We start from the raw sequence: 14,245 nt of genomic DNA, 5'->3' as shown, positions 1-14,245 counted from the left end.
AAACCGGGTGAGGATTTGAAACTAGTTATCGGATTATCGCCCTCAAGGAGCAGCAGTGACGACTTCCGCAGAATCTCCCATCAAAGTGTCCGCCGCAGACAGGAACGTGGCGCAGGCGGGCATCGCGGCCTCGACCCTCAAAGTGTCGCCGCACGCCCCGGCTACATCAGCGCAGGAAAAAGGGGAGCGCGTTCCCGCAGCAGGCACGCAGTACTCGCCGTCGCAGTCATCAGCCGGCGTGAAAGCTGCGCGTTTGGTAGTCCTCATTTCTGGTTCTGGCACAAATCTGCAAGCACTTATCGACGCGTGTGAAGACCCCGGATACGGGTGCGAGGTCGTTGCCGTAGGCTCGGATCGTCCGGGAGCTAAAGGTTTGGAACGCGCTGAAAAAGCAGGAATTCCCACTTTCGTGGAGCGTGTTGGTGACTATGCGAGCCGCGAAGAATGGGACGGCGCTATGACCGAGGTCGTAGAGGGTTTTGACCCTGACCTGGTGATTTCGGCTGGTTTTTTGAAGCTACTTGGCCCCGAATTTCTGAATACTTTCGATGGTCGCGTTGTGAACACGCATAACTCGCTACTTCCATCTTTTGCAGGTATTCGCGGTCCGGCAGATGCCCTCGCTTACGGCGTTAAATATACGGGCGCAACCCTGTTTTTTGTGGATCCCGGAATGGACACGGGCCGCGTGATTGCCCAGTGCGTTGTTCCCGTTGAGGCAGGTGACACGCTGGCCGAGCTACTAGAGCGCATTCAAGTGGCTGAGCGTCGCCAGCTGGTTGAAATCGTGGGCAAAATGATGCGGGAAGGCTGGACCACGACGGGCCGCTGGGTGGAGGTAGGCTAACGCCTCACTTTTTGGACATTCCTTAACCTGCAAGAGCGGGTTCATTACACTGAGAGTGGCCGTGACTGGCGCAGGTGGATCACCACCGGGGAGCGGCCTAGCAGTGCCTTCGACGCCGCCCGCCTGGGTGTGGGGCAGGATTGGATAGGAATGATGTCTGCAATTAAGCGTGCCCTGGTTTCTGTTTTTGATAAGTCCAACGTGGTGGAGCTGGCAAAGGCTCTGGCAGAAAATGGCGTGGAGGTTGTTTCTACGGGTTCGACTGCCCGTTTGATCGAAGAGGCTGGAGTTGCGGTCACTCCCGTTGAGAATGTCACCGGTTTTCCAGAATGCTTGGGCGGCCGCGTTAAGACTCTGCATCCGCGGATTCATGCGGGTATTTTGGCCGATCGGACAAAACCGGAACACGTCGATGAGTTGTCTGAGCTTGGCGTTGACCCGTTTGACCTCGTGGTTGTGAACCTGTACCCGTTTGCACAAACGATCGCGTCGGGCGCAACGTTTGAAGAGGCTATCGAGCAGATCGATATCGGCGGCCCCACGATGGTGCGCGCGGCGGCGAAGAATAACGCTTCCGTTGCGGTGGTGATTGATCCGTCTCGCTATGGCGAGGTTATCGATGCGGTTAAAGTTGGTGGTTTCACGGATGAGCAGCGTCGCCGCTTGGCAGCGCAAGCGTTTGCCCACACCGCAACTTATGACGCGGCGGTTGCCACCTGGTTTGCGCAACAGATCGACCAGGACGAGGTGGAACAGGGTAGTGAGGAGCCGCTTCCCGGCTTCTTAGCGGGCACATGGGAGCGTTTGGATACGCTTCGTTACGGTGAGAACCCGCATCAGCGCGGCGCTGTGTATGTGAATGCGGGTGCTGGTTTTGCAGGTCGCACGGAAACTGGCGGCCTGGCTCGCGCAAAGCAGTTGCACGGCAAGGCTATGTCTTACAACAACTACACCGACGCGGACGCGGCCTTGCGCGCGGCATATGATCACGATGAGCCGTGTGTTGCAATCATCAAACATGCCAATCCGTGCGGTATTGCGGTTGGCGAGGACGTTGCGCAGGCTCACCGCAAGGCGCACGAGTGCGATCCGGTGTCTGCGTTTGGCGGCGTGATCGCGGTGAACCGTCCGGTGTCGGTAGAGATGGCCAAGCAGGTTGCCCCGATTTTCACCGAGGTGGTAGTGGCTCCCTCATTCGAGGACGGCGCTCTCGAGGTCCTTTCTAAGAAGAAGAACATTCGGCTGCTAACGGTTGAGGCGCCTTCGCGTGGAACCGTTGAGTTCAAGCAGATCACAGGAGGCCTCGTGGCCCAAGATCGTGACGACGTGAATGCCACCGGCGATGACCCGGCAAACTGGCAACTGGTGTCGGGGGCTCCTGCCGATGAGGCGACGCTTGCGGATTTGAAATTCGCGTGGAAAACGGTTCGGGCGGTACGCTCAAACGCGATTTTGCTGGTAAAGGACCAGGCATCGGTGGGTGTTGGTATGGGGCAGGTTAACCGCGTGGACTCGTGTGGCCTGGCTGTGGAGCGGGCAAATACCCTCGGAGGTCGTGAGACCGGTGACGCTGCGAAGGTGGAGGCCGGAGTTGGGGGCGCTTCAAATGCGGACCTCAAGGTGGAGCAGGCTCCGCGTCGAAGCGAGGGGGCGGTAGCCGCCTCGGACGCTTTCTTCCCGTTCGCTGACGGCCTGCAGCTTTTGATCGATGCAGGTGTGGAAGCAGTGGTTCAGCCGGGTGGCTCGATTCGCGATGAGGAAGTAATTGAGGCAGCTCAGGAAGCCGGCATCACCATGTATTTCACGGGTAATCGCCACTTCTCGCACTAGAACCAAGCGACAATCTAAACGGTGAATGTAGACGCGCCCTCCAGCCGATAGGATGGAGGGCGTGTCGAGTAAAAAAGCAGTGATTGCGGCCGGAATCATTTTTGTTACGGCCTGTATTGCGGGTCTGACGGCGGTTGCGCTGTGGGCGAGTGTGCGGGCGGCGCTGTGGGGCCTGGTTGCGTTTTTTGTTGCGCTGCTTCTAATCCGCATTTTGGCGCGCGGTCACACGTGGCTACGCGCGCGGTCCACCCTGTTTGACGCCCTGTTTTTGATCGCGATTATCACGGGGCTTGCGCTAACAATATCGGCGGCAACAACGCCTTCCCCGGTTTAGACAATCTTTGCGCGTTGCGCCCCTGTCACTTGCACAAATACTTCACGAGAGTCACATTTCCTGAACACTTGGCAAAGTGTGTGCCAAACAGTCGATAATAGGAGTGATCTTGTTCCTAGTTTGGAGGTCTAGATGACACCGTCTCCTGATTTGAAGAAACGCGTTGGCGTGCTTACATCGGGAGGTGACGCTCAGGGAATGAATGCGGCTGTGCGCGCGGTGGTGCGCACCAGCCTCGAGATGGGCGCCACGCCGTACGCAATTTTGGAGGGCTGGCAGGGCGCCGTTGAGGGCGGCGAGCGGATCAAAGAAATGGCGTGGTCCGATGTGTCCTCAATTTTGAACGAGGGCGGAACCGTGATCGGCACGGCTCGAAGCCCGGAGTTCTACGAGTACGAAGGCAGGCGCCGCGCGTGCAAGAATCTGCTCGAGAGGGGCATTGACCGCCTGGTTGTGATCGGCGGCGACGGGTCTTTGACCGGCACTAACGAGTTCCGCAAGGAATGGCCCGGCCACGTCCAGGGCCTGTTGGAAGCTGGTGAGATCACACCAGAGGTGGCCAGTGCTCACCCTGCGCTCATGATCGTGGGCATTGTCGGTTCGATCGACAACGACATGGTGGGCACCGATATGACGATCGGTACGGACTCTGCGCTAAACCGCATTGTGGAGGCGATTGACGACATTTCGTCAACGGCCGCATCCCACCAGCGTATGTTCGTCATCGAGGTAATGGGGCGTCACTGCGGTTATCTGCCGCTCATGTCGGCGGTTGCGGGCGGTGCGGACTACGTGTTCACGCCCGAGAATCCGCCCACGCCCGGTTGGGAAGAGGACATGTCTGAAAAGCTCCGTCTGGGCCGCGAGGCGGGCAGGCGCGAGTCCATCGTGATTGTTGCCGAGGGGGCAAAAGACTCGGAAGGTAATCGGATCACATCGGCGCAGGTTGCCGAGGCCATTGAGGCCCGCCTGGGAGAAAAGCCGCGTATCACGATCCTCGGGCATGTTCAGCGCGGTGGCACCCCTTCTGCATACGACAGGTGGATGCCGACCCTTATGGGCTACGGTGCGGCGCAAGAGATTTTGAAGGCCACCGCAGATACCCCGGCGAATGTTATCGGCGTACGCAAGAACCGGTTGACTCGCATTCCGTTAGTTGAATCGGTAGAGGCCACCCGCAACGTTGCCGAACTTGTGGCAAACAAAGAGTTCGATAAGGCCATCGAGTCGCGGGGCGCCTCTTTTGTGAAGATGACGCGCATTAATCAGATTCTGTCCGAGCCGCCGGGCAATACCGCGATTCCCGAGGGAGCAAAGCGGGTAGCTGTTATGCACATGGGCGGGTTGGCTCCGGGTATGAACACCGCTGCGCGCGCCGCTGTGCGCATTGGCCTGGATAAGGGCATGCAGATTCTGGGCGTGCAGGGCTCCATGGCCGGCCTGATGAATGGCAATGTGCGGGAGCTGACCTGGTCTGATGTTGAAGGTTGGGCGTTCAAGGGTGGGGCCGAGCTTGGTACTCGCCGCACCATGCCGACCGTTGACCAGTACTATGCGATCGGGCGAGCCATCGAAGAACATAAGATCGATGCGCTGCTTCTTATTGGCGGAATGAACGCCTACCTGTCGATTTACGACATGTTCCAAGAGCGCGGCCGCTACCCGGCGTTCAACATCCCCATGGTGCTAGTGCCAGCCACAATCGATAACAACCTGCCCGGCGCGGAGCTCAGCATCGGCGCGGACACGGCGGTTAACAACGCGGTTTGGGCACTGGATCGAATCAAAGAGTCTGCTGCTGCCTCGCGCCGCTGCTTCGTTGCGGAAACAATGGGGCGCAAGTGCGGTTATCTGGCGCTCATGGCTGCCATCGCCAGCGGCGCTGAAAAAGTGTATCTGAATGAAGAACCCATTACGCTCGCGGATATTTCAAAGGACGTTGCCTACCTGAAGCAGTCGTTCCGCGCGGGGCGGCGCCTGTTCCTCGTAGTACGAAACGAGGAAGCTCACCCCGAATATAACCGCGAGTTCCTCGCGCGGGTTTTCGAATCTGAGGGGGAGGGCCTGTACGACGTGCGTCATTCGGCACTTGGCCACCTACAGCAGGGCGGCGCGCCGTCACCGTTCGACCGGCTGCTCGCAACCCGCCTTGTATACGAGGCGATCGAGGTCCTGGATGAAATTTTTGCGCGCGGCGGTGATGACGCGTGCTACATCGGGGAGGCCGGCGGCAAAATGCAAGCATTCCCCGTGCGCCGCATGATGGATCATCTGGACACCAAGAACCGACGCCCCTTTGAACAGTGGTGGCTATCAATCGCGGCTGTAATACCGGTTGTGTCGATGCCGCGCGGGGACGTGATTCCCGTGGAAATACCAATCGGAGACGCCGACCACGTCGTGACATACTAGATTTCAAAAGAGGTTATACCTAAAGAAGGAATGGCAATGACAACTCCAGTGAACCCTACGTCTACGAAAGCATGGAGTGAGCTTTCTGCTCTTGCGAAGGATTTTGCCCCGGATTTGCGAGGCTGGTTTGCAAAAGATCCTGGCCGCGTAGATCGATTCACGTTTGACGCCGCTGATCTGCGCGTTGACATGTCAAAGAACCTCATTACCGACGAGGTTGTTGAGGCGCTGTTGGATCTTGCCGAGCAGACGAATCTGCAAGAGCGCATGGAGGCCATGTTTAGCGGGCAGCGCATTAACGTGACGGAGAATCGTTCGGTGTTGCACACCGCGTTGCGCCTGCCTAAGGACGCTTCGCTTGATGTTGATGGACAAAACGTTGTGCAGGACGTGCACGAGGTGCTAGATCGCGTGTACGCCTTCGCGAATAAGGTACGTTCTGGCGAGTGGGTTGGCGTAACCGGAAAGCCGATTGAAACGGTTGTGAACATCGGTATTGGCGGTTCGGACCTCGGCCCGGTCATGGCCTACGAGGCGCTGAAGCCGTATGCGAAGGAAGGCCTCACGGCTCGCTATATTTCGAATATTGACCCAACGGATGCGGGTGAGAAGACGAAGGATCTGGATCCGGAAACCACACTCGTTATCGTCGCTTCAAAGACGTTCACCACGCTAGAGACACTCACGAACGCGCGGGTTGTTCGCGAGTGGCTACTAAACGGCCTCGAAAAGTCGGGCGCGCTTGCTGGTAAGTCGAAGGCCGAGGCGGTGCGCAAGCACTTCATCGCCGTGTCCACGGCCTTGGATAAGGTGGAAGAGTTTGGCATCGACCCACAGAACGCGTTTGGCTTTTGGGATTGGGTTGGAGGCCGCTACTCCGTTGATTCTGCGGTGGGTACTTCCTTGGCGATTGTGCTCGGCCCGGAGGCTTTCGAGGAGTTCCTGGCTGGCTTCCACGACATGGATGAGCATTTCCGCACCGAAGAATGGGGAGCCAATGTCCCTGTCCTAATGGCTTTGCTGAACGTGTGGTACACGAACTTCCTTGGCGCCCACACGCACGCTGTGCTTCCGTACTCGCAGTACCTGCACCGTTTCCCCGCGTACTTGCAGCAGCTCACGATGGAGTCTAACGGTAAGAGCGTCACCTGGGAGGGGAGGCCCGTTAACTACCAGACGGGAGAGGTGTTCTGGGGCGAACCCGGTACCAACGGACAGCACGCGTTCTACCAGCTGATTCACCAGGGTACGCGCCTTGTGCCAGCTGATTTCATCGCGTTTGCGAACCCGGCGTGGCCGCTTCGAGACGAGGACGCCGACATGCATGACCTGTTCCTCGGCAACTTCTTTGCCCAGACCAAGGCGTTGGCATTTGGTAAGACCGCAGACGAGGTTCGCGCCCAGGGCACGCCCGAACACATCGTTCCGGCCCGCGTGTTTGAGGGCAATAAGCCGACAACCTCGATTATGGCGCCGGTGCTCACCCCATCCGTTCTGGGACAGCTGATTGCACTGTATGAGCACATCACGTTTGTGCAGGGCATCATTTGGGGCATCGACTCGTTTGACCAGTGGGGAGTTGAGCTTGGCAAGGAGCTTGCACGCGAGCTTACTCCAGCCGTTGCGGGAGACCGCGAAGTGCTTGACGCGCAGGATCCGTCCACGAGGTCGCTAATCAGCTACTACCTGGAGCATCGCGACAAGTAGCCGGTAAATTGCGCTAACGCCCTCGCATTGCGCGCCCAAAGGTGCACCGAAAGTGGGGGCGTTAGCTAACTCTTGAGCGGCGTGCGCGCTACGATAGAAGAGGTGGGTCATTTGACCCTAGCTGTCTAAAACGTAAGGAGATTTCCACTATGACAGAAGCTCGCATCGTAACCGTTACTGGCGCAGCCGGAAACATTGGCTACGCACTGCTATTCCGCATCGCTTCGGGCGCTGTTTTTGGCAAGGATGTTCCTGTAAAACTGAACCTTCTTGAGATCACGCCGGCGCTGAAGGCCGCTGAAGGCACCGCGATGGAGCTTGATGACGCCGCATTCCCGCTCCTCGAAGGCGTTGACATCTTCGATGACGCGAACAAGGCGTTTGCTGGCACGAACGCGGCATTCCTGGTTGGTGCTCGCCCCCGGACGAAGGGCATGGAGCGCGCCGACCTGCTCGAGGCAAACGGTGGTATCTTCGGCCCGCAGGGTAAGGCAATCAACGACAACGCGGCTGACGACGTTCGCGTGCTCGTGGTTGGCAACCCGGCTAACACGAATGCTCTGATTGCTTCGGCAGCGGCTCCGGACGTACCGGCTTCGCGTTTCACCGCGATGATGCGCTTGGATCACAACCGCGCAATGTCGCAGCTTTCTCACAAGCTGCAGGTGCCGTCGCGCCTCATCAAGGACATGGTTGTTTGGGGTAACCACTCGGCAGACCAGTTCCCGGATGTTACCTACGCTCGCGTTGATGGTAAGTCCGCCAAGGATTTGGTTGACGAGGCATGGCTGGACGAATACTTCGTTCCTACCGTCGCAAAGCGCGGTGCGGCTATCATTGAGGCACGTGGCGCTTCCTCGGCCGCATCGGCTGCTTCCGCGGCGATCGACCACATGCACGACTGGGTAAACGGCACTCCAGAAGGCGACTGGGTAACCTCCGGCTCCGTATCTGACGGATCCTACGGCGTACCCGAAGGCCTCATTTACGGCTTCCCGGTAACCTCCACCGGTGGCGAGTGGAAGATCGTTCAGGGCCTCGAGCTTGACGATCGCCAGAAGGCCGGCATCGCGCGCAACGTTAAGGCTCTTGAAGAAGAGCGTGACGCCGTGCGCGCCCTCGGCTTCGTAAAGTAAACAGATTACGCTAAAGGCGGCTCGCAGCTAGGCGCTTTTGTCTGGCCTGCGAGCCGCCTTTGGTATGCAAAGTTATTAACCCTTTTGGCTTTGGTTTAAAGTGGGACGCATGGCTGAAGAAAACGTAAGTGACACCAAACTTATCCTCACTATCTCGTGCCCGGACGGGCCGGGCATCGTGCACGCGGTTTCTAACATTATCGTGGAGAACCAGGGCAACATCATCCAGTCGCAACAGTTTGGCGACCCGGACACAGGCCTGTTCTTCATGCGAGTAGAACTCGAATGTCCCGCCGGGCGTGCGCCCATCGAGGTGGGGATGGAAGAGTTCGCTAAGCGATTTGACGCAGTCTGGAATCTTGACCTGTACGGCCGTCCTCTGCGCACGATCATCATGGTGTCTAAAGAAGGGCACTGTCTAACTGATTTGCTCTACCGCCAGCGATACGCTGATCTTCCGATTGACGTCGTGGCGATTGTTGGCAATCACCCGGACCTCGCACCCGTTGCGCAGTTCTACGGCATTCCGTTCCTGTGCATTCCGGTTACGAAGGATACAAAGGCTGCTGCAGAGGATGAGCTTTTGAACCTCGTCCGCGCCGAAAACATTGAACTGGTTGTGCTGGCTCGCTACATGCAGATTCTGTCAGACAGCCTATGCGATGAGCTTGCCGGCAATGTCATCAACATTCATCACTCGTTCTTGCCATCTTTCAAGGGGGCGAGGCCGTATGCGCAAGCCCACGATCGCGGCGTGAAACTGATTGGCGCAACTGCGCATTACGTGACTGCCGACCTTGACGAAGGCCCGATCATCGAGCAGGACGTCACTCGCGTGACCCACCGCGATTCAACCCGCGACCTCGTTGCTGAAGGGCAAGATGTGGAGCGCCGCGTCCTCGCGCAGGCAGTGAGGTGGCACTCCGAACACCGGGTGCTACTGAACGGCACTCGCACGGTTGTGTTCAACTAAAATTTGGCCAGCGTAGGTGAGGGAGTAGACGCGGCCACAACCGGCAACATCCTGGGTCCCGGGCTATTATTGGGTGGATGAACGATAGCTGGCGGGTATTCGTCAGGGACATCAAGCGCATTTTTGCTGTCCCGCGCTCCCTCATAATCGTGATTGGCATCCTCGTGATGCCAGCTCTCTATTCGTGGCTAAATATTCTGGCGTTTTGGAACCCCTATGTGGCTACGGAGAACTTACCGATTGCGGTAGTGAATAATGACGTGGGAACCAGTTCTGATCTCACCGGGAAGATCAATGTTGGTGATCTGATCGTTGAAGAGCTTTCGAAAAATGATCAGCTAGGTTGGCAGTTTCTCGAAGAAGCCGTAGCTACAGACCGTATTAGAGCTGGCGACGTATACGCCACGTTCATTATCCCGGCCAGCTTTAGCGACGACCTCGTCGATATTTTCTCCGGTGAACGCAACCAACCCACAATCGAGTATTTGGTCAATGAGAAGAAGGGCGCGATAGCGCCGAAAATCACTGACGTGGGTGCCAACGAACTCGATATTCAAATAACTTCCACTTTCCGCAAGCAGGTGGGGCAGGCGATCGTGCAAGGACTGCGCGATGGAAGCCTGAAAATTTCTACAAATATCAATAGTGCAGAAAGTAGCGCGCTTGGCGCTTTAGGAGGCGTGGAGAAAGACCTTGAGGAGGCGAAGGTAACCCTCGATGCGGCTGGCGCATCCCTAACCGAATCGCTACAGACCATGGGGAGCGTGCGCGGTGCGCTTGCGGCTGCAGATCCGGCTCTTGCTGACATATCAGGCGCGCTGACTGATTCGCAGACGATTTTGGGAACCGTCGTATCGGATGCGCAGAGTTTTGCCGTGTCTGCAGGTAAAGCCAGCGCGAGTGCCCAGCAGGCGTTAAATCAGTCTTCGGCATCTGCTACGGCTGCGGTGTCTAATGCCACGGCTCGGCTAAATGAGATACAGCCTCAGCTTCAAGGCGGCATTGACCGTGCAAATACTTCGCTTGACGCTGTTCGTGAGCGCGTGGCGATTCTTGAGCAAATCCCGGCCACGCAAGACGCGGCGCAGGAGCTTAATGCGCGTCTTGATGATGCCCAAGACCTGCTGAATAAGGTAAATCAATCCGGTAAGGGCGCTACGGCGGCTGCCAAGGATCTTGACCAGCTGGTTCAATCTTTCAATGACGCACTTTCGGCTACGCAGGGCATTACTAACAAAACGCAAGAACTCGCCGGTCAAGCAGTTAGTGAACTGACCGCGCAGGTAACCGATCTCTCTGCACGCCTGGGTGGAATCGACTCGGCTATCACCACCACGCGGGCATCGCTTACCCAGGTGCTCTCCCTCGTTGACGGGGTAGAAGAACAGATTGGTGCCACCCAAGAAGTACTGACGCAGGCCAAGGGGAATTTGGATGGCCTTGCGGGCTCTGTTCGAGTGGCCCAAACCGATGTGGCAACACTTGCCACTGCCATACAATCGGGCACACTTGAGACGGTGATTGGCCTGGATGCGCGAAATATCGGGCGCTACTTGGCATCTCCCGTGGAGTTTGACCAGCAGGCCGTCTTCAAAGTTAATTCCTACGGTTCGGGCATGGCTGCGATGTTCATCAACCTCTCGATGTGGATCGGTGGCCTCATCCTCGTAATCATCTTCCGGGTGGAAGTCGATAAGGAAGGGTTCGACTGGCTCCCATTGCGCTCGGCGTACATAGGGCGTTTCATGCTTTCAGGAGCGCTGTCGATGGGGCAGGGGCTGATAGTGAGCGTCGGTAGCCTCATGATTGGGGTGCAAACCGCGAATGCGCTGGCTTTTATTGCAACTGCTACGCTGATCGGGCCGATATACTTTTCCATAATCTACGCGCTCGCGGCGGCACTCAGCCATGTGGGACGTGCCCTCGCAATTCTATTGGTGGTCTTGCAGATTCCGGGAGCTTCAGGCATTTATCCCATTGAGCTTATGCCTGGCTTCTTCCGTGGCCTGTATCCTTTGTTGCCATTTTCTTACGGCATTGATGCCATGCGAGAAACCATTGGCGGGTTTTACGCCGGACACTACTGGCGCCTCATGGCAATCCTGCTACTCATGAGCACTTCAGCGTTACTACTCGGCTTCTTGGGCCGGCGTCACCTGGGCTATTTCACGCAGTTGTTCTACAACGATCTGGCTCGCACCGAACTGGTAGTTAACGAGGACGTGCAGCTACAAGGTTCGGTATACCGGCTCAGTAACATTATTGCGTTGCTCTCAAACCGCAAGGAATTTGCCAACCGGATCGCTTACCGTCAAGAACGTTTCAACTCGCATTATCGCCTGTTAATCAACGGTCTAACCATAGTAGGCATCTTAGGATTCGTAGCGTTGAGCCTGGTTTCGAGCCTGACCGCTGCAAGCAAATCAGCTTTGCTTGGCCTCGTCGCCGTTTGGGGCCTGGTAATCATAGGCGCGCTTGTTGCCACCGAGGGGCTAAGGAGCTCCCTCCAGCGTGCAAATGACCTATCGCACCTGAGTGAAGATGAACTGTTTGACAGTCTAGCGCGCCCCCGTAGTGAGGCGGAGCGGGAGTATGCCGAAGGTGAGGCGCGGTGATGAAACAGATCTTCTTTATTGCGCGTGATGACCTGCGCCAGATCAACTCTTCGGTGATGGCGAAGATCTTCGTAGTGATCCTCATCAGCGTTCCCCTGTTCTTCACGTGGTTTAACGTGCTTGCAACGTGGGACCCATTCTCTAACTCTGATCGCCTTCAAATCGCTGTGGCCAGCACGGATAAGGGATACAACAGCGAAGTGCTGCGAATGAACGTGAACGTGGGCGACATCGTGATGAAAGAGCTCGCCACTAACGATCAGCTTGACTGGATATTAACCAGTGAGGACAGGGCGCTTGAGGGCACGAGGTCGGGTGAATACTACGCGGCAATTGTGCTACCTGATGACTTCTCCACCTCGATGTTTACGTTCTACGCGGGCGGGGCAAAGCCTGCCAACATCACGCTGTACACCAACGAGAAGAAGAATCCACTTTCCGCGAACCTAACCACGCAAGGGGCGCAGGGGGTAACCGCGCAGATCAACACCACGTTTTCGCAAGCCCTAGCCGAAGTGGCAGTGGGTATGGCCGAGGACGTTTCTGCGTATCTGGATGATGCGCAAACGCAGGCCACATTGGATCGGTTAGGTAATCGCCTGGAGTCGCTGGCCGCGCAGTTAAATGCGGGCGCTGACACAGTAGATTCCCTTTCTGCGCTGATTGGCTCTACGATCCCGCTGGCTACTGGAACTCGCGATTTAGCTGCGGGCATCCAGGAATCGTTCGATGAGGCCACCGGTACTTCTTTCGATTCAAGCAGTGGGATGGCCGATCCTTTCGCTGGGCTTTCCGCCGGGTTAAGTGAATCGCTGAACCAGGCATCCTCCAACATTGAAAAAGTTGAATCTCGTCTGGATACTTTGCTGAACTCGGCTGACGAGACCGCGCAGAGTAGCGCGGATGCGGTTGATCAGCTACGTGCCATGCTCGATAAGCAGATAGACGGGTTCAAGCAGACGAGGGACAAGCTCGCCCAAGTTTTAGGACCGGACGGGGACGACCTTCTGGCTGATCTTGATACGGCGATTGCGCGGCAACAAAGCCTTTCAGACCGCTTAGGTCAGATATCAAAGGATCTGCGTGCAGGTAGGTCTAGCGATTCGGATTCTAAAGAGGCTGCGCGTAAGGCTATTGAAGAAGCCGCCGGTGCAATCAGCGCGGCTCACGATAGCTTTTCAAAGAACCTGCAGCCACAAATCGACAGCTTGCGATCCAGCCTCGAATCAGCTGGAGAGAACGCGGCGGTTTTCCGCTCCTACATGCAGGCAGTGCAGTCCGACCTATCAGAGAGTGCGGGTGGCCTCATCGCGGGAATGGATCGCGCGGCGCAATCGCTTTCAAAAACGGCGCAGAGTATGCGCGAGAGTGTTAAACGCCTGAACGAGGCTAACGAGCAGGTTCGTGAGGCCAGCTCCGGTGCAGATACGAGCCAAATCGCCAAAGCGCTTGGCGCCGACCCGCAGGGTTTTGCCCGCCTATTGTCATCGCCCGTAGCCGTGGATCGCACGCCTGTATTCCCAGTGGCGTCTTTCGGAGTGGGTATGGCGCCTCTATTCACTGTGATTGCGCTGTGGGTGGGCGCGCTACTGGCTGGTGTTTTCTTGCGTACGGACGTATCTAAGAACGTGGGCAAACGCTACTTGGAAAGCGTGGAAAGCAGTGATGCTGACGATTCAGATGATGACGCAGAGGCAAAGGAAGAACTAGAAGATTCTGGTGAACTCGAGGAGCCCGAAAACGCCGAGGAGGTTCGCGACGACGAATCGGTCGATGATAATGAAGCGGCTGATCGAACCCAGGCTAGCGATAGCTCAGACGACAAGGCAAGGAAGACGGTGAAGCACGCACGTAAGCCGGCATTTACGGGAGCGCAAGAATACTTGGGACGCTACGTCATGTTCTGGCTGATCGGCATGGCGCAATCAACATTGCTGATGGGCGGTCTGATCGTGATCGTTGAGATTGAACCGGCGCACCCCTTCCTGCTGATGCTTGCCGGATGGGTAATCTCTACCGTTTTTACAAATATCGTGTACACGCTGGTGATATCACTGTCCAATGCGGGCAAGGCGATAGCGGTAGTGCTACTTGTGCTCCAGATTTCTGCTGCCGGAGGAGCATACCCACTTGAACTGTTACCCCAGTGGTTCCAAAACATTAGCCCGTGGCTTCCCGCAACTTACGCGATCAACCTCATGCGTTCAGCAGTGGCCGGCATTTACGCGGGCGACTTCGTACAAAACCTCGCCATGATCCTGCTGTTCATCATTCCCAACCTGCTCATTGGCCTCGTGTTCCGTCATGCGATTGCCGGCAATATCGAGAAGATGACTAAAGAGGTTGAAAAAACCAAGGTGATGTAGGGGGCGCCCTCCTCGCGCTCGCGGA

The 14,245-nt window shown here is 57.0% G+C and carries 9 protein-coding genes and 1 riboswitch; all 9 genes read left to right on the top strand.

The features are described from left to right. Positions 1 to 55 precede the first annotated feature (55 nt). The 9 genes from purN to HMPREF2854_RS07430 all read left to right on the top strand — a co-directional run bounded on the left by purN (position 56) and on the right by HMPREF2854_RS07430 (position 14,220). On the top strand, positions 56 to 847 hold the full coding sequence (gene purN, locus HMPREF2854_RS07470; RefSeq protein WP_261666687.1) for a phosphoribosylglycinamide formyltransferase: 792 nt from the start codon (positions 56 to 58) through the stop codon (positions 845 to 847). 51 nt (positions 848 to 898) lie between these two features. Further along, positions 899 to 983, top strand: a riboswitch (ZMP/ZTP riboswitch). A 14-nt stretch (positions 984 to 997) separates the two neighbouring features. Then, a complete protein-coding gene (gene purH / locus HMPREF2854_RS07465) occupies positions 998 to 2,677 on the top strand; it encodes a bifunctional phosphoribosylaminoimidazolecarboxamide formyltransferase/IMP cyclohydrolase (protein WP_070621041.1) in 1,680 nt (559 codons plus the stop codon). 61 nt (positions 2,678 to 2,738) lie between these two features. Continuing rightward, positions 2,739 to 3,011: a hypothetical protein gene (locus HMPREF2854_RS07460; protein ID WP_034509394.1), complete on the top strand. Its 273-nt coding sequence runs from the start codon at positions 2,739 to 2,741 to the stop codon at positions 3,009 to 3,011. A gap of 132 nt (positions 3,012 to 3,143) precedes the next feature. Beyond that, positions 3,144 to 5,423 carry a 6-phosphofructokinase gene (locus HMPREF2854_RS07455; RefSeq protein WP_070621039.1) on the top strand — a complete coding sequence of 760 codons (2,280 nt, stop codon included), beginning with the start codon at positions 3,144 to 3,146 and terminating at the stop codon, positions 5,421 to 5,423. Positions 5,424 to 5,459: 36 nt separating this feature from the next. Beyond that, entirely contained in the window at positions 5,460 to 7,130 is a 1,671-nt protein-coding gene (gene pgi, locus HMPREF2854_RS07450) for a glucose-6-phosphate isomerase (protein WP_395994409.1), read from the top strand. A 149-nt stretch (positions 7,131 to 7,279) separates the two neighbouring features. Next, on the top strand, positions 7,280 to 8,266 hold the full coding sequence (locus tag HMPREF2854_RS07445; protein WP_070621035.1) for a malate dehydrogenase: 987 nt from the start codon (positions 7,280 to 7,282) through the stop codon (positions 8,264 to 8,266). 109 nt (positions 8,267 to 8,375) lie between these two features. Continuing rightward, positions 8,376 to 9,239 carry a formyltetrahydrofolate deformylase gene (gene purU / locus HMPREF2854_RS07440; RefSeq protein WP_070621033.1) on the top strand — a complete coding sequence of 288 codons (864 nt, stop codon included), beginning with the start codon at positions 8,376 to 8,378 and terminating at the stop codon, positions 9,237 to 9,239. Between the two features lie 77 nt (positions 9,240 to 9,316). Further along, positions 9,317 to 11,854 (top strand): YhgE/Pip domain-containing protein, encoded by a 2,538-nt coding sequence (locus HMPREF2854_RS07435; RefSeq protein WP_070621031.1) that lies wholly within the window; start codon positions 9,317 to 9,319, stop codon positions 11,852 to 11,854. Next, positions 11,854 to 14,220: a YhgE/Pip domain-containing protein gene (locus tag HMPREF2854_RS07430; RefSeq protein ID WP_070621029.1), complete on the top strand. Its 2,367-nt coding sequence runs from the start codon at positions 11,854 to 11,856 to the stop codon at positions 14,218 to 14,220. The genes HMPREF2854_RS07435 and HMPREF2854_RS07430 overlap by 1 nt, the downstream gene beginning before the upstream one ends. Positions 14,221 to 14,245 lie beyond the last annotated feature (25 nt).

The organism is Actinomyces sp. HMSC075B09, from assembly GCF_001812395.1.
Taxonomy (GTDB): Bacteria; Actinomycetota; Actinomycetes; order Actinomycetales; family Actinomycetaceae; genus Gleimia; species Gleimia europaea.
Note: the sequence above shows the minus strand (reverse complement) of the source record. Positions and strands in the feature narration are given on the sequence as shown.